Source organism: Roseibium marinum (genome assembly GCF_002906165.1).
In the GTDB taxonomy this organism is placed as follows: domain Bacteria; phylum Pseudomonadota; class Alphaproteobacteria; order Rhizobiales; family Stappiaceae; genus Roseibium; species Roseibium marinum.
The window spans coordinates 50060-71490 of record NZ_PPCN01000019.1 but is presented as its reverse complement, the minus strand read 5'-3'; the positions used below and the strand labels follow the sequence as shown (position 1 = coordinate 71490).

Below are 21431 nucleotides of genomic sequence, written 5' to 3'. Positions count from 1 at the left end.
GGCGACACCGATCATCCGCGCAATCTCCTTGATGGCGTTGCTGTGCGTCTGGTTCCTGCTGGCGGCGATTGGAGGCGACCCTACGGTCCTGCCGTCTCCTGCGGCCCTGGTGGAGCCATTCTGGCAGGAACTGGTGTCAGGGGAACTGGTTTACCATCTGACAATGACAGTGGCGCGGGTGATCGCGGCCTTTTTCACTGCCCTGGCCGCGGGCATTGTTCTGGGGTTCCTGATGGGAACGCGGCCCAAACTCGACAAGTGGCTGGATCCCTGGCTGGTGGTTTTCCTGAACCTGCCGGCTCTCGTTCTGATCGTGCTGTGCTATTTGTGGATCGGTCTCAACGACATTGCGGCGGTGACGGCCGTGGCCCTCAACAAGATCCCCGGCGTCGCCACTATCATTCGCGAGGGGGCGAGGGCGCTGGACCCGGAACTGAAATCGATGGCGACCGTCTTCCGTGTGCGTCCCTTCACGTATCTGCGCCATTTCGTGGTGCCGCAACTGGCGCCGTTCATCGCGGGCGCGTCGCGCTCCGGCATCGCCGTGATCTGGAAGGTTGTCCTCGTCGTCGAGTTTCTCGGCCGCTCCAACGGGATCGGCTTTCAGATCCACCTGTATTTCCAGCTTTTCGACGTGGCCATGGTACTGGTCTATTCGCTGAGTTTCATCGCCTTGATGCTGTCAATCGAATGGCTCCTGCTGCAGCCCGTGGAAAAACGGGTCCAGGCGTGGAGGCTGGCATGATCTCCGTCGACATCAAGACCAAGAACTATGGCCAGACACGGGTCCTGAAAGATGTTTCCTTCGAGCTTCAGCGCGGCCAATGCCTTGCTGTTCTTGGAAAATCCGGCATCGGCAAATCCACTCTGCTGCGGCTCGTGGCGGGAATAGACCACGATTTTGAGGGAACCGTCCGCCGGCCGGAGGCCATGGCGATCGTATTTCAGGAGCCGACGCTTCTGCTCTGGCGCAGGGCGATCGACAATCTCCTGATCATTCACCCCCAGCTCTCCGAAGCCGCGGCGCGGGACATGCTCGCCAAGGTCGGACTTGGCGACAAGGCGGATATGTACCCAAAGCAGTTGTCGCTCGGTCAGCAACGGCGCCTGTCGCTTGCAAGGGCCTTCGCGGGGCATCCGGAGCTGTTGATCCTCGATGAGCCATTCGTCTCTCTGGACGAGGCGACCGCGGCGGACATGATTGCCCTGACGCAGACCCTGATGAGGGAACTGACGCCGGCGACGCTGTTCGTCACACACGAGAAGGAAGAAGCCCGTCAGCTTGCTGACCGGACACTTGAACTTGCGGGCTCACCGGCAACGGTGGTTCCCGACTGCAAGATAACGGAATTTCGACGGGAGGAAGCATCATGAAAAGCATTCTGGGAACATCTCTGGCCGTCATTTTCCTGGCGGCGCCGGTCCAGGCGCATGAATTCGGTTTTGCGGGCGTACTGGACAAGTCCAATCGCGAGGAACTGCCGGAGCTCACCCTGTCGTCGGGCAAGCCGATTTCAGACGCGCCGCTTCTTTTGAAGTCCGGAACGATGTACGAGATCGAGATCGTATCGGACGGCAGCGCCGAACTGGGCCTTGAGGGATCGGGGTTCTTCCGCGCGATCTGGATCAACGAAGTGGTGGTCAACGGGCTCGAGATTCGGCCGTTCGGACTTGAAAGCGTCGAGTTCGACGACGAAGGTACGATGGAAATAGAGTTTCTCGCGATCAAGCCCGGGCGCTATTTCCTGCGCCAGCCGGGTTCCACCGGTGAGAACCAGCGGGTCGAGATCACCATTCAATAAGGGGCGGCTCTTGGGACATCCGTGCGCATGACGATATTTTCCGTCCGCAACGTCAGCTACAGTTACGGTACGAAAAAGGCGCTGGACGATGTCACCATCGAACTGGACGCGGGGCGTTTTTGCGCCCTGCTCGGTCCCAACGGGGCAGGTAAATCCACACTCTTCAATCTGCTGACGAGACTCTTCGTGACGCGAGAAGGCTCGATCCGGATCGCGGGTCACGACCTTGCCCGCGAGCCGCGCAAGGCGCTGGCCGCGCTGGGCGTGGTGTTTCAGCAGCCCACGCTGGACCTGGACATGTCGGTTGCGTGGAACCTGCAATATTTCGCGGCTTTGCAGGGCCTGTCCGGAGCCCAGGCAAAGAAACGTATCGAAGCGGCCCTGGAGCGGTTGAGCATGTCCGAACGCGCGCGCGAAAAAGTCAGGGAATTGAACGGCGGCCACCGCCGCCGCATGGAGATTGCCCGGGCACTGATCCATGAACCGAAGGTGCTGCTGCTTGATGAGCCGACCGTCGGACTGGATATCGAGAGCCGTATCGCGATCACCGACCATGTCCACGACCTGACCGAGGCCGGCCTGCTTGTCTTCTGGGCGACGCATCTCGTCGATGAAATAAGGCCGGCGGACGATGTCGTCGTCTTGCACAAGGGACGCATCCTGAAGCACGAACGTGCCGAAAACCTGTGCGCGGGCGCCAGTCTTCAGGACGCTTTCAAGGCTTTGACCAGCGGGCAGATAGCAGAGGCGGAAGCCGGGTGAAAAGCTATCTCACAGCGCTGCGGGCCATCGTCTTCCGGGAAGCCTGGCGGTTCATCAATCAACGAAGCCGGTTTTTCGCCGCCCTGGTGCGGCCGATGGTGTGGCTGGTCGTGTTCGCGGCCGGCTTCAGGGCGGCTCTCGGCCTGTCCATCATTCCCCCGTACCAGACCTACATCACCTATGAGGTCTACATCGTGCCAGGGCTGTGCGGGATGATCCAGCTTTTCAACGCGATGCAATCCTCGCTGTCGCTGGTCTATGACCGTGAGATGGGCTCCATGCGGCTTCTGCTGACCAGCCCGCTGCCGCGCGGCTGGCTGCTGTTCTGCAAAATTCTGGCGGGCACCGCCGTGTCTGTCGTGCAGGTCTATGTCTTCCTCGCCCTGGCCGCCCTGTTCGGGATCGAGATGCCGGCAGCGGGATATGTGTTTCTGCTGCCGGCGCTGGTGCTGTCGGGGCTCATGCTCGGGGCGCTGGGGCTGCTCATCTCGTCCACCATACGGCAACTGGAGAACTTCGCGGGCGTCATGAATTTCGTGATTTTTCCCATGTTCTTCCTGTCGAGCGCGCTTTATCCGCTGTGGAAGATGGCGGAGAGTTCCCCCCTGCTGAGGGACATCTGCGCGTTCAATCCGTTCACCCATGCCGTGGAACTCATCCGCTTTTCGCTTTACGGACAATTCAACGGGGCCGCGCTGTTGTGGGTGGGCATATCCTTCTCCGTTTTCATGGCCGGTGCGCTGATCGGCTACGACCCGTCACGCGGCCTGCAACGCCTCCGGCAGCCCGGTTCGAGATAACGCCTCGTGAAACTGCTCCGCAGCAATTCCCGGGACCGCTTTCGGGGAGATCAGCCGGTCATCCGTCGCCAGCGTTCTTTCAGCGCCGGCAGATCGGGTGCGTCCTCAAAGAGCAGGCCATCCTCCTCGCCAAGACGGATCCAGGGGAGGCGGGTCGCGGTGAAGATATGCCCTGCCGGGACCAGCCAGGACCTGCGGTCCAGCGTGCCCGGTTTGACCACCAGAATATCGCTGCCGACTTTCCGGTGCGTGATTCTCACGCCACAGGATGGACAGAAGGTGCACTCCATTGGCCGCCCGGACCCGCCGGTGGGCCCGAAGGTTTCGCACGTGCCGGTCAGTTCGACGCCGTCGGCTTCCAGCATGAGCGACGAGCCGAACGCGCTGCCGGACTGTCTCTGGCAGACCGTGCAGTGGCAGGCATAATAGGTCAGCGGCGGTTTTGTGATCCGATAGCGGAGTTGTCCGCATTGGCAGCCGCCTTCGATCGGCAGATCGGGAAGCGTTACATGCGCGATGTCGGTCATCGGTTCCGTCCTTCCGCCGATTGAGCCGGATCAGTCGTCATGCGGCACGTCATCACCGCGCCTTCATGTGCCGGTCCAACGGTGCGCAGACAGACATCGGGGAGGCCAGCCCGGATGTCAACGCCGAAACGACCCGCTCGCGAAACCGCGCTGTGGGCGGTTCGAGGGAGCGGGTTCAATCTGTCGTTTCGTGCCATGCGCCGTCGCCTCCCTGTCTCACGTCTTCAACCGCCGGCGGAAAAACGCCCGATGCTCCATGAAATCCCGATGTCGCCATTTCGCGCAAGTGCGCGAATTGCGAAGTCTGCTTTCGTAATTTGTGTGGTTCCTCGCTCGCGACACCGGAAATATGATGTGCGTCCAAGAAGAAAACCGCTGACCGGGCGGATCATCGGGAGGAATGGACGCGATGTCTGGACACCTGTTTCGTATCGATGCGGATTTTCATCTGCCGCAGGTGGCGATCAGCGATCTGTTGCCTTACCTGAATGAGCATTGGCGCCAGCAGCTCATCGAACGCGAGATCACCTCAAGCCCGTTTCGGCTGACATCCTATCCACCGAACTCGCCGCTGACGCTCAATCCCGCTTATGAAGGCCTGGATGTCAGTGGCGCGCTCGACAGGTTCGGGACCGGCATTGCCATCGCTTCCATGCTGCATGGCGTGGTCGCGTTGCATAATCCGGATATGCGCGCGGCGTTGATGAGCGCGGTCAATGACCACGTCGCCAAAGCCTGGCTCGACAACGAACCGCGCTTGCGCGGGTCGATCTATGTCTCGGGGGACGACCCGGCGGCGTCTGTCGCCGAGATCGAGCGGCTGGCCGGAGACAAGCGGTTCGTGCAGGTTCTCATGCTTGCCATGCAGGAGATTCATCACGGCAATCGCCACTACTGGCCGATCTACGAGGCCTGCCAGAAGCATGGCCTTGCCCTTGCGATCCACGCCGGCGGGCTCTATCGCGTTCCGCCCAGCGTCTCCGGCTGGCCGTCCTACCAGTTCGAGGACTATGTGATGCAGTCCATGGTTTTCGAGAACATCCTGACAGGGCTGGCCGGCGAGGGCGTGTTCCAGAAATTTCCCGATCTCAAGGTGGTCTTCCTGGAAAGCGGCTTTGCCTGGTTGCCGACGACCATCTGGCGCAACGACAAGACCTGGCGCGGTGTGCGTCAGGAAGTGCCGTGGCTCGATCGCAAGCCCTCGGAAATCCTGGCGGGGCGGGTGTTCGTGACGCTGCAGCCCTGCGACCCGCCCGGGCCCGACGAGCTGCGCCAGACCATCAAGCATATCGGCGGAACCGACATGCTGCTCTATTCGAGCGACTATCCGCACCGTCAATTCACCGGCGACGATCCGTTGCCGGAAGGGCTTTCCGAGGATGCGCTTGTCGGCATTCTGGCCGGCAACGCACTGAGAGCCTACCCGCGCCTTGCCGACGACCCCGTTGTGCGCCGGGCCGGCGAAACCCTGGAGGCACCGGCATGAACCAGCCATTCATCGAAACGAACGCCACCACGCGGCCGCGCATCTTCGACTGCGACATCCATCCCGCGCACAAATCGGCATCGACCCTGTTTCCCTATATGGAGCAGCGCTGGGTCGAGCACATGCAGACCTTCGGCACCCATATCCGCCAGGCGCTGGTCGGCCAGCTTGCCTATCCGCGCATGACCGCGAACGGCATGCGCATGGATGCCAAACCGGAGGTCGGACCGCCCGGATCGGATCTGCAGATGCTGCGCGACCAGCATCTCGATCCGCTTGGCATCGAGATCGGCAACCTGATCGCGTTGTCGCGCGGTGGCATGGAAGAACGCAATCCCGACCTGGCCGCGGCGATGTCCTACGCATCCAACGAGTGGCAGATCGCCGAATGGCTGGAGCCCGAACCGCGCCTGCGCGGCGGCATCGTGGTGGCGCAGGACAATCCCGAAGCGGCCGTCGCCGAGATCGAGCGGCTGGCCGGCGACAAGCGCTTCGTGCAGGTGATCATGTCGACGCGCCCCTATGAAACGCCCGGCTCGCGCAAATACTGGCCGATCTACCGCGCCGCCGCCGAGGCGGGGCTGCCCATCGGGCTGCACCCGGTCGGATTCTCCAATGGCAAGCCCTCGACCGGCACCGGCTGGCCGAGCTTCTATTTTCAGGAGCACTATACCTTCGTTCCCAGCGCCGAGGCACTGGTAACGAGCCTCGTTATCGACGGCGTGTTCGAAGCCTTCCCGAAACTGAAGGTCGCGATCATCGAAGGCGGCTTCTCCTGGATTCCGGCGCTTGGCTGGCGCATGGACAAGCATTTCGACACCTTCCACAAGGAGGTGCCGCACCTGAAACGCAAGCCGTCGGAATACATGAAGGAGCATTTCTGGTGGTCGACCCAGCCCATGGAGGAGCCGAAGAAGCCGCGTGACATTGTCGATGTCATCGACTGGATCGGCTGGGATCGGCTCATGTATTCGTCCGATTATCCGCACTGGGATTACGATGACGCCTATCGCATCTTCCGCTTCCCGGTCGAGCCGCATCAGCGCGAAGCGGTTCTCAGCGGCAATGCAAGCAAACTCTATGGGTACGCATGACCAGATACGTGGTGGCGGAAGTGGCCGAATTCCCGGACAAGGGCATTCGCCGCATCGAAGTCGCGGGCCGGGAGCTTTGCCTCATCCGCCTCGGAGACGAGTTCTTTGCCCTCATGGATGTTTGCCCGCATGGCGGGGCGAAACTGTCGGCCGGCCGGTTGAGCGGCACGGTGGAGAGCGAAGGCCCAGGCGATTACCGGCCCTGCCGGACGTCGGAAATGCTCAAGTGCCCCTGGCACGGATGGGAATATGACGTTCGCACCGGCCAATCCTGGAGCGATCCGAAATCGACGCGGACCCGCGCCTATTCGGCCGAGGCCATTGCCGGCGGCGAACTGGCCAAAGGGCCTTATGTCGCCGACACGGTTCCCGTGGAGGTCGACGGGAACTATGTCGTCGTGAACCTGCCCGTTTCCGCCGCCCGGTGATCGGGCAAGTTCGTCGAGGCACGATACGTACCGGCGGCTGTGAATGACCGGTTTTTCGTCATCAGGCTGTCGGCCGGCGCAAAGCCTGCCCAATACGCCCTTCTTTTTCGGATGCCATTTCATCCTGATTTCATGGGTCCGTACCCTAAACCCAGGGAGCGGTTTCGCTTTCTTTTTGAATATGTTCGATCAAAGCGACGACTTCGGGTCGTAACGCTTTATGGCGCGGGACCATTGCCTTGAACCAGATAGGTATCACCGGATAGTCCGGCATAACCTTGACGAGCTGACCGTCTTCCAGTGGTTCTCTTGCCAGGAAATCCGGCACGATAGCCAAACCCAGGCCATTGATCGCCGCGTCGACCAATATACGACTGTCGTTCACAGTGTAGTGCGGATGAATGTCTACCGATATGGCGCCGCTCGGGCTGCTGAATGTCCAGGTATGGCCGACGGGGACAAAAACCAGGCAGTCGTGATTGACGATATCGGCCGGCTTTTGGGGACGTCCATGTTTGTCCAGATAACCCGGGGCCGCGACAAGAACCCGAGGATATGGGCACATCGGCTTTTCAATGACCCCGCCAAAAGATTGGGGCAACGCCCCGAACGAGATATCGAAATCCTCCTCCAGCGGGTTAACGGGGCGGTCGATCAGGAGCAGTTCGATGGTTATGCCCGGATGCACGGCCTGAAACCGGTTGACCGCCGCCCCCACAAACGCAGTCCCCATGGTTGTTGTGGAGCGTATACGCAAAGCGCCACGAATGCCCGAACGGTCATGATTGAAAAGCACGTCGTCGAGTTGGGCGACCAATTCCTGTAATCTGGGCTGCAGACTTTCCCCTTCAGGCGTCAGAGTGAGGGCCCTCGTCGTGCGGCGGAACAATTTTATGCCGATCTCTTCTTCCAAACGCCCAACTCGTTTGGAAATGACGGACGGCGTCGTTCTCAGTTCCCGTGCGGCGGAAGAAAAACCGTGAACGCGGGCGCTGGTCAGAAACGCCTTGATGTCGATCAGAAGTGTCAAATTCGATCACTCGCTTTGTTTGGTTGCCCGAGCGGACGCGGCTCTTGCACGGGAAATCCGAGTTTGGCGCATTAGCTGCCTGTCGTGCAAATCTGTTGAAATATTCCAGCATTTCAATTGATACCTCGCGGCCGTCGGTCAACCGGCCGCAAAGGTCACCAGTGTCACTTCCGTCCGTCGCTCCCTGGTGCGAGACCGCGCCCGGTTGTCGGCTTCACATATCCAGGAACCTTGACAGTCTTTCCTCGCCCGGGACTTGCCTACGGGGCCGGCCGGGTGTCAGCTTCACGCTTTCCCTCAATCAGTTTTCGCGAATCGACAAAACTGAAAACGGAATTTCTTCTGTTATCAACATGGAAGCCCTTGGCTAGGCTTTTCGCAGGAAGTTGAGAGCTCGGGAGGAGCAATGCAACTGACTGCGGAGGAGGCCGCTATGCGCGACAGTGCGCATGGTAAGGCTGTTGCACAGGCGATGGATTTGCCCGTTTGCCATGTTGGGGCTATGGGTGCCGGCAAGCTCGTTAAAACACGAAATGTCGTGGGCGCTTTCAATGCGTCTACCCCTAATTGCCGGGTGACCGCCGGAATCGATCCGGATCACTTCTCAGCGCGACGCCTCGTCCGCCTGCTTCCATATTTGCCGGCTAAAAGGCGCCGCGACGGCGGCGGCTATCTTCATGTGCATGACGACAAAAATCACGCCGCGGTCCGTCGTGTCGCGCGTGCCGGCCGCCACCGAACGCGAGGGAGATATGTTCGCGCCGACCGGTACAGGCGATGTTGTGGAGGTCGATGACGATGCCGGCACCGTGACGGGCATCAAGATATCGGGTTGATGGACACAAATGCGGTTGGACGAGCCGCGACATCGACCAGCGGGTGGCACGTTCGTCGCCCGGAAGTGGAGGAGGGGAATAAGATGCAAAAAATAACGAGACGGTTGGTGCTGAGCGCATCTGCGACACTAGGCCTATCGATAGGCGCTCTGGGCGGCGCGCTGGCGGAGGATTACAAGTGGCCCGCCTACTTCACCGTTGTGACGCCGGTCGTCGGATCCGGCAACCATTCTCTGGCGGTTGCCTGGACCACCGAACTCACCGCGCAGACCGGGGTTCGCGTCGCCATTAAGCCGGCACCGAACGGCTATGCCCGCCCCGAGTGGCTGAACACCGACGAAGGCGATATATCGCTGATGCAGGCGTCGGAATATTTCGACCAGATGGATGCGGTCGAAGGCTTCATGACCCCGTATGGCGGTCCTTCCGACACCCGTGTGGCGACCATGAACCTGATCACGCCCTGGGGATACATGGTCAAGGGCGACGGCGACCTCAAGACCTTCTCCGACGTCAACGAGGACACGACCATCGCCTACACAGCGTCCTCGTCCTTTCTTGCAGGCGGCATTGAAGCCCTTCTCGCCTATAACGGCCTGACTTCAGATGACGTCAACAAGATCGAAACAAGCAATTACGGCGCAAACACCGCGGTTGTGACCGAGGGGCGCGCCGAAGTCGCCTTTACCTCCCCAATCTCCGGCACAAGCTACGAGGCGGAAGCCACCCACGGCGGGATTGCCTGGCTGCCGCTACCCGACAAGCAAGACGACCCGGAAGCCTTTGCCCGCTACCGCGCCAAGACGGTCGGCTACATTCCGGCAGTTATCACGTCCGGGACCAAGAGCTCTATCGGAGTTTATGTGGATCATGCCTTTCAGGCCAACCATGTGCGTGCCGATGAAGATCCGGAGTTCGTCTACCATCTCCTCAAATGGCTCGACGAGCATTACGATGATTTCAAGGACGACTACCAGCACGCGCACATGATGAGCGTGGACAGCCTGAAGACATTCCTGGACGCCGGTGCCCTGCAGCCTCTGCATGAAGGCGCGATCAGGTACCTCAAGGAAAAGGGCATCTGGACCGACACCCACCAGGCCCGTCAGGACGCCCTTGTGAAGCTGGCCACCGACCGCGTCGCGCTGTGGCAAGCGACACTCGCGGAAGCCGATTCCCGGGGCATCAAGGTTTCGCCCGAAAGCGAAGACTTCAAGGCCCTGTGGGCCAAGATGAAGGCCGATGCCGGCGTCACCAAGTCCTACGCCAACATGGTGGGCGATCTTTAACTCTCCGGTACGTTCTTCGCCTTCGCAGGCACCCGCGCGCGGGTGCCTGCGACAACAGGCGGATCGCAAACCCGATCGAACCGGCCGGAACGGCCCAGGATGCAAGCATGAACGCCGATAAAGCTTCTTTCGCGGTGGAACCGAGTCCGGATATTCTTCCGGAAGACATGCGCGACCCTTCGGAGGACCGCTGGCAGTCCATGCCGTTCTGGGTGCGCTCCCTGGTGATCCTGGCCTCCGCGGCGGGCGTGGCCATGGCCGTCGGCTATATCTTCTCCTTGTTCCCGATGCTCGATCTCACCTATTACTTCCTGCTGATGGCAGCGTTCCTGCCGGTTGTGTTTCTGCTGTTGCCGGCCTGGAAGGGCGAAAGGGGGGTGACATGGGCAAGCTATGCGCCTGCCATCCTTATCCTGGTCCTTTGCCTCGTGATGGCTTATTTCTCACGTCAACTCGTGTTCGGCACCTGGGTGCCGGTCAAGGAAGACTGGCAACTGTGGATCGCCCTCGGGCTTTTCCTCCTGGTTCTTGAAGGCGCGAGACGGTCGGGCGGCCACATCTTCCTGGTGATCGTTGTGGTCCTGTCGCTTTATCCGGTTTATGCCTTTTATATGCCCGGCATGTTCTGGGGACCACCGACCAGCTTCGCCCGCACTGTCGCCTTCAATGTCTTCTCCAACGATGCCATGCTTGGTGTCGTGACCCGTGTCGTGGCCGAAACCCTGATCGGGTTTCTCGTTCTTGCCGCGCTCATGGTCGCGACCGGCGCGGCCGATTTCTTCCTCAATCTGGCCCTCGCGATGATGGGCACCGCGCGCGGCGGTCCGGCCAAGGTGTCGGTGCTGGCGTCCGGATTTTTCGGGTCGCTGTCAGGCAGTATCTTTTCAAATGTGGTCGGCACAGGCTCCGTGACCATCCCCGCGATGAAACGGGCCGGATTTCCGGCACACTATGCCGGTGCGCTTGAGGCCTGCGCGTCGACCGGCGGGATGATCATGCCGCCGGTCATGGGCGCGGTCGCCTTCATCATGGCCGACTTTACGGGAATTCAATACGGCGTCATCGTCATGGGAGCCATCATTCCCGCGTTTCTCTATTATTTCGGCCTGTACTGCCACGTGCACGGCTTCGCGCTGCGCCACGGTATCGAGGGCAAAAAACGCGAGGATCTCCCCAGGGTCGTCCAGGTTCTCAAAGACGGCTGGCCGTTTCTGTTGGTGCTCGCCTTTCTGGTATGGGGTCTTGTCATCATGCGCTGGGAGCGGTTGACCCCGTTCTATGCCTCCGCGCTGCTGCTGGTCCTGACCACGCTGCATCCCAAGCTCCGGCTGCACATCCGCCGTATCCCGGACCTGTTTTACCAGATCTCCAAGCTTCTCAGCCAGACGATGGGGCTTCTCCTGCCGACGAGTTTCATTCTCGGCGGTCTGATGGCCACCGGACTGGCACCGGTGATCGCGGCCAGCCTGGTGCGCATGGGCGGCGACAATGTCGTCCCGGTGCTGGCGATCGGCATTGTGGTCTGCATCATCTTCGGGATGCTGGGCATGATCGTTGCCGCCTATCTGATGCTGGCGCTGACGCTGGCCCCGGCGCTGGAACAGATCGCCGGGCTCAACACCCTGGCGATCCACATGTTCATCGCCTACTACGCCTCGCTTGCCGCGATCACTCCGCCGGTGGCGCTCGCCGCGTTTCTGGCCTCGCGGATCAGTGGCTCCGATGCCCTGCAAACCAGTATGCATGCCGCCCGACTGGGAATCGTGCTCTATTTCGTGCCGATTTTCTTCCTGTTCGAGCCGGCGCTCATTCTTCAGGGGCCGCTGTATCTCACTGTAATCTGGACCGTTTTCAACCTGTTGGCGGTCATTTTCATCGCCGCCGCCTCGGAAGGCTATATGCTTTGGCGCGGCCGGCTGGCGATGTGGTCGAGGGTCCCCTTGTTCGTCGCCGGACTTCTGATCGGTTTTCCCGAATGGATGAGCACGGGGATCGGGCTGGTCATTGCGGCGGGCGCAATCCTTCTGGGAGCGCCCCGGTCGCGAACAAGTATCGCGCCGCCGGTTCTACCCTGACGCCGTCCGGTCAATCCGGGTAAATCCGCGGCCCTATCGTGCGGATATCGACCCGATTGAACTGGCGTTTTCCAAGCTCAGGCACATGTGCTCGCGAACTTCAGGTGAAAACTTGTTCGTAGTCGCGCTCATGATGTTCCGTCCTTCACAGGAGTAAGCGCCTCCGGCAAATCCACGGCAGCTCAGATACTATCCGCCGCGCCGGTGACGTTCTGGCGGCGGGAGAGGGGAGCGCAGGAGTCGCGTTCTATCAGCCGGCAGGCAAGCTCGACGCGGCGCGGCAGGCCGGCCTGGGCCATGTCGTCCAGAAGCAGGGTCAGAGCGGTCGAGCCTATTTCACGCATCGGAATGTGCATCGTCGTCAGCGGAGGAGCGGAAAACGCCGCAAGCGGCAGGTCGTCCATGCCGCAGACCGAAATGTCCTCGGGAACCTTGTAGCCCGCATCGATCAGGGTCTGGGCGGCACCGAGCGCAAGGGCATCTCCGGCGGCCAGGATCGCCGTGAAATCCGCTCCCTTTTCCTCCAGGCGCTTGCGGATGACATTGCCGGCTTCCTCCGGCAGCCAGTCGCCCACTTCAACCACCATGCCGTCGATGTCCTCCACGCCCGCGGCGGTCAGTGCGTCGCGCCATCCCTCCAGACGGCGCTCGATGGTGCGGCGCCCCCGGTGGGAGAGAAACAGGATGCGGCGGTGGCCGAGACCGAGCAGGTGGGTGCAGGCCAGACGTCCCGCGGAGCGGTTGCATGGGGTCACGCTGGAGCGCCGCATCAGCGGATCGTCGCCGTTCACCAGCACGATCGGTTTTTCAAACGCTTCCGTGCGTTCCAGGATGCCGGCGTCATCCAGACTGAGAAACAGGCAACCGACGACGGTCTCATCGGCACCGGCTTCTTCCAGAAGGGCTGTTTCGTCTTGCTGTGTCGATACCGGACGGGTGACGATCTCGATCCCCAGAGCAGCGGCGCGCTCCTTCAGTCCGTCCAGCACATAATATGTGAACTGGTTGCGCGCGTAGTCGACCATCGCGACGCTGGAAGCCGCCAGGATCACCTTGCGGCCGGCTACCGCCGGGGGGATCGCGTAATTGAGTTCACGCGCGGCCGAGATAATCGCTTCGCGCAATTCGGGCCGGACACCCGCTGTCCCGTTCAGGGCCCGCGAAGCAGTGCTCACCGAGACGCCGCAGCGCTTGGCGATTTCCTCCAGCCGGATGCTCCGGTTCTGTCGTTGACGTTTGCCGCTCATGCCTCTCCCTTTCCGAAGACATCATGAAAAAAATTTGCAAGTTGCGCAATAAAAGACTTTGTGGAATTGTTTCCGCCAAGAATAAAAAACTGGGAGGAAGCATGCAGCTCACCGCAGACCGGGTGAACGTTGCCCTGTCGTGCCTTGTGAGGGGCATGACGGGCTTGCGTCACGATGGACGTTTCGACGAACCCAATCTCGACGGCACGCCTGGCGACTACGTCAGCTTCGACAGCTGGGAGTGGCCTCAGGGTGTCGGCCTCTACGGGCTGGTCAGCCTGTGGAAGAGCACCGGCGACGACAAGCTGCGCGCGACGATCGAGGACTGGTACGACCGGCGGATCGCGGCGGGTCTGCCCGCGTTGAACGTCAACACCACCGCGCCTATGCTGGCGCTGTGCGTGTTCTGGCGCGAGACGAACGACTCCCGCTTCGAACAGGTGCTGCGTGACTGGGCCGAGCGGGTGCTGGCGGAAATGCCGCGCACGCCGGAAGGCGGCTACCAGCACAATGTCTCCGACAGGATCAATGACGACGAGCTCTGGGACGACACACTGTTCATGGTCGCGCTTTTCCTCGCGGCCTTCGGTCAGGCGACCGGCGAACGCCGTTATATCGACGAGGCGGAACGGCAGTTCCTTGTTCATGCCCGTTATCTGTCGGATCCGGAAACAGGCCTCTGGTTCCACGGCTGGACCTTCGACGGCCACCACAATTTCGCCCGCGCCCGCTGGGGCCGGGGCAATGCCTGGATCACCGTCGGTATCCTCAGTCTCTTCGAGCTCGCGGAGGTCTCGCCGTCTGTCAGGCAGTTCCTGCAAGGAGTGCTGGAAACGCAAGTCGCCGCGCTGCTGCCGCTGCAGACGGCTTCCGGCGCCTGGCGGACCCTGCTCGACGACGAAACCTCCTACGAGGAGATTTCCGCGACAGCGGGCTTTGCCTATGGCTTGATGCGGGCCGCGCGGCTCGGTTTCGGACCGGCCGAATGGGCGGCCGCCGGACGCCGCGGACTTCAGGCCGTGCTCGCCAATATCGATGAGCAGGGGGTGGTCGGCAACGTGTCCTACGGCACGCGCATGGGCCCGGACCTGCAGTTCTATCGCGACATTCCCATTCAACCGACCGGCTATGGCCAGGCGCTTTCGATCCTGTGCCTGACCGAGGGGCTGCGCCATCTCGACCGGAAAACAGAGGCAGCATGATGCGAGTTCTGTACGGGGTATCTCCCGCCGACATTCCTTCCATGGACACCGACCGTCTGCGCGGCGAATTCCTGGTTGAGGACCTTTTCGCGGTGGGCGAGATCCGTTTCGTCTACACTCATGTCGACCGCATGATCCTCGGCGGCGCCGTGCCTGCCGGTGGTACTCTCAGCTTCGGCGGCGGCGCGGATGTGGGCACCGAACTTTTCTTCACCGCCCGCGAGATGGGCATCGCCAATCTGGGCGGCGCCGGGACGGTCATCGTCGATGGCGAGACATTCGCCGTTGCCAACCGGGACGTCGTCTATGTCGGCCGCGGCACCAGGGAAGTTGTATTTGCAAGCGACGATGCCGCCAGTCCGGCACGCTTTTACATGAACTCCGTGCCCGCGGGAGCGGACATTGCGTCCCGGCTGATCACCCGTGCGCAATCGAAACCGCTGACCCTGGGTGAGGACGCGCGCTCCAACAAGCGCACCCTGCGCATGTACATCCACCCGGAAGTAACGCCGTCCTGTCTGCTTTTGATGGGGATCACCGATCCGGCCCCCAACAATATCTGGAACACCATGCCGCCCCACCTGCACGAGCGGCGCATGGAAGCCTATTGCTATTTCGACCTGGCGGACGAGGACCGCGTCGTCCATCTGATGGGCCGGCCCGACAGCACCCGCCACCTGATGGTCGCCGACGGCAACGCCGTGCTTTCCCCGGCATGGTCGATCCATATGGGCGCGGGCACCGGCCCTTATGCCTTCGTCTGGGGCATGACCGGCGAAAACCAGGCCTATACGGATGTCGATCCGGTCGCCGTGAAGGATCTCAAATGAGCGCCGCCGCCGCAGAAATTTACCCGGCAGAGGCCGTCCGCCGCCCGCTCGATGCCGGCGCGCCCGTCACCTACTGGCGTTTGGGCGAGACGGTCGAAGCCCGTTACGATGTCCCGGACCAGCCAATGTCCGGAGAGATGGATCCGTTTTTCTTCCTGACCAAGCACAAGAACTTCATCCCGCACGAATACCCCTGCCGAACCCGGTTCGCTGGGGAGCGGCGGGAGAAAAGGCCGCAAGTGGCCGCGGCCTCCCGTTGCGAGCGCGTCTGGCTGCCTTTCGCGTCTCCACGGGTCGATTTGTCCGGCTTCTGGTTCCGTCCGACGGTGATCGGCACCTGGGCGGAGACCGTGATCGAGGCGGAAGAGGCCGGGACGGCCATTTTTCGCCTGCGCACCTGCGGCGGCGCGATCCTGTTCGTCAACGGGTCTGAAGCGGGCTGGGTGGCGCCCTATGGCCGCAACCTGGAAACGGCTGAGGAGTTCTCCGTCCCGCTCGCCAAAGGGGCCAACGACATCCGCATCTGGTTCGACGATCTGGCCGAGCGCGATGCCCGTTATTATTTTCAGCTCGACTATCTGTCCGGACCGGCCGCCTCGCTGGCGCTGCCCGTGACGATCCCGGCGCAATACGCCGATGCCATGGAAGCGGCGCTTTCCGCAATGCGGTTCGAGCAGCCCGCCTATATGTCCGGTGAAGTCGCGCTCGTCACCGGCAATGGTTTGCCGCTTGACGTTCGCGTTGAGGTTTCCGTCGAAGGCGATTTCATGTCGATCGATGAACCTGTCCGCTTCGAGCATGTCCTTGCTGCCGGACATACGCGCATTCCTGTAGCCGATGTCAGTGAGCTGCCGGCCGATTTCCGTCATTTCCATGTAACGCTGTCCGCCGGGGGATATGCGGTCACGCGCGTATTCGGGGTCGAGATCTGTCACGCGGACCGTCAGGGACAGGCACCGGCCGGACTTGCGCAGCGCATCGACGAGGCGTTCCGCGAGGTTGCCGACTACGCCGAAGCCGATACGGTGCGGGCCCTCGCGCGTCTTGCCATCGGCAGGGCCGGCCTCGAAACCGAGGAGATGATTTCCGCAGCGCTGCCGGCGATCGAGGATTGCCACGATTGCGCGGATTTCATCTTGGTGCCGCTCCTGTGGTGCCGGATAACCTACGGCAAGGATCTGACGGAAGCGCTGCGCGCGCGCATCGACGACGCCATTCTCGGCTATCGCTACTGGATGGACGAGCCGGGCAACGATGTGCAGTGGTATTTTTCCGAAAACCACGCGCTGCTGTTCCACACAGCCGCCTATCTTGCCGGAGACCTGTTGCCGGATGCAACGTTCAGGCGGTCCGGACGGCGAGGCGGGGAACAGTCTGCAACCGGTGCCGCGCGGGTGCGCGCCTGGCTCGACCATTTCGAAAAATGGGAAATGGCCGAGTTCAACTCCGCCCCCTATTTCCCGATCGACCTGAAGGGGCTTTGCGCGCTCTATGCGCTGGCGCCCGATGCGGACATCAGCACGCGCGCCGGCAAGGCCATCCTGCGGCTTCTGGAAATCGTTGCCCGCTCGGCGCACCATGGCGTCCTGACCGGCGCGCAGGGCCGGTCCTACGAACACACGCTGCGCGCTGCCCGCTCGCTCGAACTTTCCGCACTGTGCCGGCTCGTCTGGGGCAAGGGCAATTACGGCTCGCGCTTTCACGCCCTGCCGCAGCTTGCGCTCTGCCTGCGCGATCACGGTCTGAAGGTTCCCGAAGAGCTCGGCGGGATCGTCTCCATTCCCGCCGGCACCGCCCAGGAATGGTGCTTCGCGCAGGGTGAAAACGCCTTCGCGAAACTCTATCACTACAAGACGGCGGCCTACGCGATGGGCAGCGCCTCAGCCTACCGCTGGGATCAGTGGGGTTATCAGGAAACGGTGCTCCACATTCGCCTGGGGCACGACCCGGATGCCCAGATCTGGATCAATCATCCCGGAGAAGTCCTGCAATCGGGATATGGCCGTCCCTCCTACTGGGGCGGATGCGGCACGATCCCGCGTGTTCAGCAGTATCGCGGCCTTGCCGTCATACGTTTCGCTTGCGCGCGGGAACAGCCCGATTTTACCCATGCCTGGTTCCCGAAGAGCCGGTTCGATGCGTTCGAAATCGCGGACGGGATGGCGGTAGCCGCTGCGGACGGTGCATTGGTTCTTCTTAAAACGGATACGGGCCTTTCCGAAGTGACGAGCGGGCCGACAGCCGGCAACGAATTGCGGGCTCCCGGTCGCGCATCGACCTGGGTCGTCCGTCTGGCTGCGGCCGAAGAGCATGGATCGCTCGAAGTTTTTTGTAATACATTCAAACATCTGACCGTGACGGAAGCCGCCGATGGCGATCTCGTCGTGGAAGATCCGGATTTCGGCACGGTCCGCTTCCACGCGGACGGCCGGATCGCCGCAGAAGATCGCGTTGTCGATCCCGGCACATGGACCATAGGAGGGCATGCCAGAACCTTTGCGTGATGGGCAGGTGCAAGGAAATCCGCTCAAGCCGGGAGCAATCCGCGTTCCATTAAAGGCGGACAAGTTGTTCTAACACGCTAAAATCGATCAACTTCCGCATACCCGGTCGCAGCCGGGAGGATGCCTGTTGATCCAGAATTTCAACGAGCGGGTGGGAGGCCCGCAAAGAGGAGGAGAGTCCAATGAAATCGACGAAAACAATCCTGGCGGCTTTGACTGCCACACTGCTCGCGTCATCGAGCGCGCTCGCCGGCGATGTCCGCATCATGTGGTATTCCGACGGTGTCGAGGGAGAGGTCATGCAGGACATGCTTGACCGGTTCATGAAAGCCAATCCGGATATCAACGTGACGCTCGACAACGTTGCCTACAAGGTGATCCAGGAGCAACTGCCGATCCAGCTTGCTTCCGGTCAGGGCCCGGATATCGCGCGCGTCACCAACCTCAAGGAACTGGCCGGCAACTGGCTCGACATGCGCCCGCTCCTGTCCGATCCGGCCTACTGGGACGCGAATTTCGGCGACACGATGGACTGGATGCGGCCGGACGGGTCCAATGCGATCACCGGCTTCATGACCCAGCTCACCCTGACCGGCGGCTTCGTCAACAAGACGCTTTTCGAACAGGCCGGGATCGAGATTCCGGGCGATGACGCGACCTGGGACGACTGGGTCGATGCCGCGGCCAAGGTCGCGGAAAGCCAGCAACTTGCCGGCGCCTTCGTGATCGACCGGTCCGGCCACCGCATCTCCGGCCCGAATGTCTCCTACGGGGCGAACTATATCGGCAAGGACGGACTGCCCGCGCCGGTCGACGAGGGAACCAAGGCGTTCGTGACCAAGCTGGTCGACTGGACCGCGGACGGCAAGATGCTGAGGGACACCTGGGTCGCCGCTGCGGGAACCACCTACCGCGCGGGCGCGGACGAGTTCATCAACGCCCAGATTCCCTATTACTATTCCGGGTCCTGGCAGGTGGCGAATCTTTCGACGAAGATCGGCGATGCGTTCGACTGGGTGGCGACCGGTTCTCCCTGCGGCACGGCGGGCTGCTCCGGCCTCAAGGGCGGCGCGGCGCTGGTTGCGATCAAATACACCAAGAACCCGGAAGACGTCGCCAAGGTGATGGAATATCTGTCCAGCGCCGAAGTGGTGAAGGAATTCTCCGAGCGCACGCTCTTCCTTCCGGCGCATAAGGGCGTCGGCGAGGCCGGTGGACTTCAGTGGCAGACCGATGACAAGAATGTCGGCCCGACCCTCGACAAATTCGTCGCCGCTTCCGGCAAGGTTCTGCCGGCTGCCAATGCGCTTCCGGCCTGGAAATGGGCCTCGGCCTATTACGGCGCGCTGGTCACCCGCGTCAGCCAGGTCATGGCCGGCGAGCTGACGCCCGACGAAGCCTGGACCAAGATCGACCAGGACATCGCTGACAAGGTGGCGGAAGCCCAGTGAGCAGCGGAAACGCCACACGCAACCGGATCGGTGCCGCAGTCGCGGCACCGGTCACCTTTGCCGCGTCGCTTCTCAACCGGCCACTCAAGGCCTGGCAGAAGCTGACGGGCAACAACGGCATGGCCGCCTTCTTCCTGGCGCCGAACATGGCGATCTTCGGCGTGTTCGTCCTCGTGCCGCTGGTGATGAACTTCGTCTATTCAATGACCTCGGGCAGCGGGGTTTTCCTCGGCGACCGCAACTTCGTCGGCGCCGATCAGTATCAGCGGCTGCTCGACTGCTCGAACTACCTCAATCCGCGAACCTGCCGCGAGGACCTGTTCTGGACCGCCGTGCACAACACGGTCCTATTCGTGATCCTGCAGGTGGCGTTCATGGCCGTCGTGTCGATGATCACGGCCCTCATCCTCAACGGGAGAATCCCCGCGCGCGGCTTCTGGCGCGCCGTTTTCTTCTTCCCCGTGCTGCTGTCGCCGGTCGTGGTCGGCCTGATCTGGAAATGGATCCTGCAGCGCCAGGGTCTGCTCAATTTCGCTCTGTTCGAGAGCGGGCTCGATCCGGTCGACTGGCTGCTCAACCGCGACTGGGCCTTTGCCGCGACGATTGCCGTTTCGATCTGGGCGCATATGGGCTTCTATACGCTTATTCTTCTCGCCGGCCTTCAGGCCATTCCGAGGGACCTTTACGAAGCGGCGGAAATGGACGGAACGCGGCCGGCGCGGGTCTTCTGGCGCATCACGCTGCCGCTGCTGATGCCGAACCTGCTCGTGGTGATCGTCCTGTCCCTGATCCGCGCCGTGCAGATTTTCGACGAGGCTTACGTGCTGACCGGCGGCGGGCCGGGCACCTCGACGCTTTACCTGACGCAATATATCTACGAGGTCGGTTTCGCCTCGCTTCTGCGCAATCCGGGGCTTGCCGCGGCCGCTTCCATCGTGATGGGCCTCGTGCTGGCGGTGCTCACGCTCGTCCAGCTGCGCATGGGCCGCAAGGGCGAAGAGAAGGGCAAACGCTGATGAGCCGCGTTTTCGCATTCCTGATACGCCGCAGGGGCGGCAGTGGCTGGCACTGGACCGACATTGTTACCTGGGTCTGGCTGGTTGGCGGCCTGGTCATCATGTTCGGTCCGGTTCTCTGGCTGGTCTTTTCCTCGTTCAAGACGCCGGCAGCCCTGTCGGAGTTTCCGCCGACCCTGCTGCCCATGGCCACGCAGACGGTGGTGGTGGAGGGGTATGACAAGCCGCTGGAGCTCTACCGTGTGACGACCGAGGACGGAGAAGAGCGCAGGCTTGCCCAGGTCCGCCGTGTCGGTATCGTCGCGCAGATGGTGGATCCTGAGGATCCCGGCACGCTCTACAAGATCAACATCAACGACCGCGTTCCGGTGCGATCGGTCGACTTCGCGACCGGGAACTATGTCGAGCCGATGGAAAAGAACGATTTCACGCTTTACCTGCGGAACTCGGTTTTCGTGACGGTGGTTGCGACGATCATCACTCTGCTTACCAACTCGATGGCGGCCTTCGCCCTGTCGAAATACAGCTTCCGCGGGCGTGACGCGGTAATGCTGCTGATCGTGGCGACGCTGATGGTTCCCCTGCCGGTCCTGCTGGTGCCGCTCTATTCCGTCGTCAGCGCCGTCGGTCTGTTCGACACGCTCTGGGGAGTGATCCTTCCGACGGTCGCCACGCCGACCGGCGTGTTCTTGCTGCGCCAGTACATGCTGACGATCCCCGACGAACTGCTCGATGCCGCGCGCATGGACCATGCCAGCGAGTGGCAGATCTACTGGCGGATCATCCTGCCGCTGGCCGCGCCGGCGCTCGCGGTCCTGGCGATCTTCTCGGTCGTGTGGCGCTGGAACGACTTCCTCTGGCCGCTGGTCGTTTTGTCCAGCAAGGAGAACTACACGCTCCAGGTCGGCCTGAACACCTATGCGGGCGAACTCAATGTGCAGTGGCACTTCATCCTGGCTATGACGGTGGTGACCATGATCCCGGTCGTGCTCGTCTTCACGTTCCTGCAGCGGTACATCACCTCCGGCATTGCCGGCAGCGGTTTGAAATAG

Annotated in this window: 20 protein-coding genes; 17 read left to right on the top strand and 3 right to left on the bottom strand. The window is 61.9% G+C overall.

Features of this window, described 5'->3' with window-relative positions:
• The first annotated feature begins 31 nt into the window (after positions 1 to 31).
• Genes CLV41_RS26145 through CLV41_RS26125 form a run of 5 tightly spaced genes read left to right on the top strand, consistent with a single transcriptional unit; the run spans position 32 to position 3364 of the window.
• A complete protein-coding gene (locus tag CLV41_RS26145; RefSeq protein WP_103225451.1) occupies positions 32 to 745 on the top strand; it encodes an ABC transporter permease in 714 nt (237 codons plus the stop codon).
• Positions 742 to 1374 carry an ABC transporter ATP-binding protein gene (locus CLV41_RS26140; protein ID WP_103225439.1) on the top strand — a complete coding sequence of 211 codons (633 nt, stop codon included), beginning with the start codon at positions 742 to 744 and terminating at the stop codon, positions 1372 to 1374. The genes CLV41_RS26145 and CLV41_RS26140 overlap by 4 nt, the downstream gene beginning before the upstream one ends.
• A complete protein-coding gene (locus CLV41_RS26135; RefSeq protein ID WP_103225438.1) occupies positions 1371 to 1802 on the top strand; it encodes a hypothetical protein in 432 nt (143 codons plus the stop codon). The genes CLV41_RS26140 and CLV41_RS26135 overlap by 4 nt, the downstream gene beginning before the upstream one ends.
• A gap of 27 nt (positions 1803 to 1829) precedes the next feature.
• The gene (locus tag CLV41_RS26130; RefSeq protein WP_103225437.1) at positions 1830 to 2564 is read left to right on the top strand and encodes an ABC transporter ATP-binding protein; all 735 of its coding nucleotides are present in this window, start codon (positions 1830 to 1832) and stop codon (positions 2562 to 2564) included.
• Positions 2561 to 3364, top strand: coding sequence for an ABC transporter permease (locus tag CLV41_RS26125; RefSeq protein WP_103225436.1), 804 nt, complete (start codon positions 2561 to 2563; stop codon positions 3362 to 3364). The genes CLV41_RS26130 and CLV41_RS26125 overlap by 4 nt, the downstream gene beginning before the upstream one ends.
• Before the next feature lie 50 nt (positions 3365 to 3414).
• On the opposite strand, the gene CLV41_RS26120 is transcribed toward CLV41_RS26125, so the two are convergent.
• The gene (locus tag CLV41_RS26120) at positions 3415 to 3891 is read right to left on the bottom strand and encodes a GFA family protein (RefSeq protein WP_208987738.1); all 477 of its coding nucleotides are present in this window, start codon (positions 3889 to 3891) and stop codon (positions 3415 to 3417) included.
• Positions 3892 to 4300: 409 nt separating this feature from the next.
• Here CLV41_RS26120 and CLV41_RS26115 point away from each other — a divergent pair, with 409 nt between their 5' ends.
• The 3 genes from CLV41_RS26115 to CLV41_RS26105 are packed head-to-tail and all read left to right on the top strand — an operon-like array spanning position 4301 to position 6899.
• Positions 4301 to 5377 (top strand): amidohydrolase family protein, encoded by a 1077-nt coding sequence (locus CLV41_RS26115; protein WP_103225449.1) that lies wholly within the window; start codon positions 4301 to 4303, stop codon positions 5375 to 5377.
• Entirely contained in the window at positions 5374 to 6471 is a 1098-nt protein-coding gene (locus CLV41_RS26110) for an amidohydrolase family protein (RefSeq protein ID WP_103225435.1), read from the top strand. Before CLV41_RS26115 ends, CLV41_RS26110 begins: the two co-directional genes overlap by 4 nt.
• Positions 6468 to 6899, top strand: a complete 432-nt coding sequence (locus tag CLV41_RS26105) for a Rieske (2Fe-2S) protein (RefSeq protein WP_103225434.1) — start codon at positions 6468 to 6470, stop codon at positions 6897 to 6899. The genes CLV41_RS26110 and CLV41_RS26105 overlap by 4 nt, the downstream gene beginning before the upstream one ends.
• Positions 6900 to 7044: 145 nt before the next feature.
• Here the strand turns inward: CLV41_RS26105 and CLV41_RS26100 are convergent, their stop codons facing one another.
• Entirely contained in the window at positions 7045 to 7929 is an 885-nt protein-coding gene (locus CLV41_RS26100; RefSeq protein WP_103225433.1) for a LysR family transcriptional regulator, read from the bottom strand.
• Between the two features lie 677 nt (positions 7930 to 8606).
• Here CLV41_RS26100 and CLV41_RS27895 point away from each other — a divergent pair.
• The 3 genes from CLV41_RS27895 (at position 8607) to CLV41_RS26090 (ending at position 12129) form a co-directional block, all read left to right on the top strand.
• A complete protein-coding gene (locus tag CLV41_RS27895) occupies positions 8607 to 8765 on the top strand; it encodes a hypothetical protein (RefSeq protein WP_208987737.1) in 159 nt (52 codons plus the stop codon).
• 83 nt (positions 8766 to 8848) lie between these two features.
• On the top strand, positions 8849 to 10054 hold the full coding sequence (locus tag CLV41_RS26095) for a TAXI family TRAP transporter solute-binding subunit (RefSeq protein WP_170107328.1): 1206 nt from the start codon (positions 8849 to 8851) through the stop codon (positions 10052 to 10054).
• Positions 10055 to 10161: 107 nt separating this feature from the next.
• The gene (locus tag CLV41_RS26090) at positions 10162 to 12129 is read left to right on the top strand and encodes a TRAP transporter permease (protein WP_103225431.1); all 1968 of its coding nucleotides are present in this window, start codon (positions 10162 to 10164) and stop codon (positions 12127 to 12129) included.
• A 182-nt stretch (positions 12130 to 12311) separates the two neighbouring features.
• Here CLV41_RS26090 and CLV41_RS26085 read toward each other — a convergent pair whose 3' ends face one another.
• Positions 12312 to 13376, bottom strand: coding sequence for a LacI family DNA-binding transcriptional regulator (locus CLV41_RS26085; protein WP_103225430.1), 1065 nt, complete (start codon positions 13374 to 13376; stop codon positions 12312 to 12314).
• A gap of 101 nt (positions 13377 to 13477) precedes the next feature.
• On the opposite strand from CLV41_RS26085, the gene bglB reads away from it, so the two are divergent.
• From bglB to CLV41_RS26055, 6 genes are all read left to right on the top strand, one after another.
• Entirely contained in the window at positions 13478 to 14578 is a 1101-nt protein-coding gene (gene bglB, locus CLV41_RS26080; RefSeq protein WP_103225429.1) for a beta-galactosidase BglB, read from the top strand.
• Positions 14575 to 15408 (top strand): 5-dehydro-4-deoxy-D-glucuronate isomerase, encoded by an 834-nt coding sequence (gene kduI, locus CLV41_RS26075; RefSeq protein ID WP_103225428.1) that lies wholly within the window; start codon positions 14575 to 14577, stop codon positions 15406 to 15408. Before bglB ends, kduI begins: the two co-directional genes overlap by 4 nt.
• Positions 15405 to 17912 (top strand): hypothetical protein, encoded by a 2508-nt coding sequence (locus CLV41_RS26070; protein ID WP_235867261.1) that lies wholly within the window; start codon positions 15405 to 15407, stop codon positions 17910 to 17912. Before kduI ends, CLV41_RS26070 begins: the two co-directional genes overlap by 4 nt.
• A gap of 182 nt (positions 17913 to 18094) precedes the next feature.
• On the top strand, positions 18095 to 19363 hold the full coding sequence (locus tag CLV41_RS26065) for an ABC transporter substrate-binding protein (protein WP_103225427.1): 1269 nt from the start codon (positions 18095 to 18097) through the stop codon (positions 19361 to 19363).
• Positions 19360 to 20379: a carbohydrate ABC transporter permease gene (locus CLV41_RS26060; RefSeq protein ID WP_408014297.1), complete on the top strand. Its 1020-nt coding sequence runs from the start codon at positions 19360 to 19362 to the stop codon at positions 20377 to 20379. The genes CLV41_RS26065 and CLV41_RS26060 overlap by 4 nt, the downstream gene beginning before the upstream one ends.
• Positions 20379 to 21431 (top strand): carbohydrate ABC transporter permease, encoded by a 1053-nt coding sequence (locus tag CLV41_RS26055; RefSeq protein ID WP_103225426.1) that lies wholly within the window; start codon positions 20379 to 20381, stop codon positions 21429 to 21431. Before CLV41_RS26060 ends, CLV41_RS26055 begins: the two co-directional genes overlap by 1 nt.

Coding starts and splice junctions, on each gene's coding strand:
- CLV41_RS27895 (WP_208987737.1), top strand. CDS start 8,607: ATGTGCATGACGACAAAAATCACGCCGCGGTCCGTCGTGTCGCGCGTG.
- CLV41_RS26095 (WP_170107328.1), top strand. CDS start 8,849: ATGCAAAAAATAACGAGACGGTTGGTGCTGAGCGCATCTGCGACACTA.
- bglB (WP_103225429.1), top strand. CDS start 13,478: ATGCAGCTCACCGCAGACCGGGTGAACGTTGCCCTGTCGTGCCTTGTG.
- CLV41_RS26145 (WP_103225451.1), top strand. CDS start 32: ATGGCGTTGCTGTGCGTCTGGTTCCTGCTGGCGGCGATTGGAGGCGAC.
- CLV41_RS26115 (WP_103225449.1), top strand. CDS start 4,301: ATGTCTGGACACCTGTTTCGTATCGATGCGGATTTTCATCTGCCGCAG.
- CLV41_RS26085 (WP_103225430.1), bottom strand. CDS start 13,376: ATGAGCGGCAAACGTCAACGACAGAACCGGAGCATCCGGCTGGAGGAA.
- kduI (WP_103225428.1), top strand. CDS start 14,575: ATGATGCGAGTTCTGTACGGGGTATCTCCCGCCGACATTCCTTCCATG.
- CLV41_RS26140 (WP_103225439.1), top strand. CDS start 742: ATGATCTCCGTCGACATCAAGACCAAGAACTATGGCCAGACACGGGTC.
- CLV41_RS26065 (WP_103225427.1), top strand. CDS start 18,095: ATGAAATCGACGAAAACAATCCTGGCGGCTTTGACTGCCACACTGCTC.
- CLV41_RS26070 (WP_235867261.1), top strand. CDS start 15,405: ATGAGCGCCGCCGCCGCAGAAATTTACCCGGCAGAGGCCGTCCGCCGC.
- CLV41_RS26055 (WP_103225426.1), top strand. CDS start 20,379: ATGAGCCGCGTTTTCGCATTCCTGATACGCCGCAGGGGCGGCAGTGGC.
- CLV41_RS26135 (WP_103225438.1), top strand. CDS start 1,371: ATGAAAAGCATTCTGGGAACATCTCTGGCCGTCATTTTCCTGGCGGCG.
- CLV41_RS26090 (WP_103225431.1), top strand. CDS start 10,162: ATGAACGCCGATAAAGCTTCTTTCGCGGTGGAACCGAGTCCGGATATT.
- CLV41_RS26110 (WP_103225435.1), top strand. CDS start 5,374: ATGAACCAGCCATTCATCGAAACGAACGCCACCACGCGGCCGCGCATC.
- CLV41_RS26105 (WP_103225434.1), top strand. CDS start 6,468: ATGACCAGATACGTGGTGGCGGAAGTGGCCGAATTCCCGGACAAGGGC.
- CLV41_RS26120 (WP_208987738.1), bottom strand. CDS start 3,891: ATGACCGACATCGCGCATGTAACGCTTCCCGATCTGCCGATCGAAGGC.
- CLV41_RS26130 (WP_103225437.1), top strand. CDS start 1,830: ATGACGATATTTTCCGTCCGCAACGTCAGCTACAGTTACGGTACGAAA.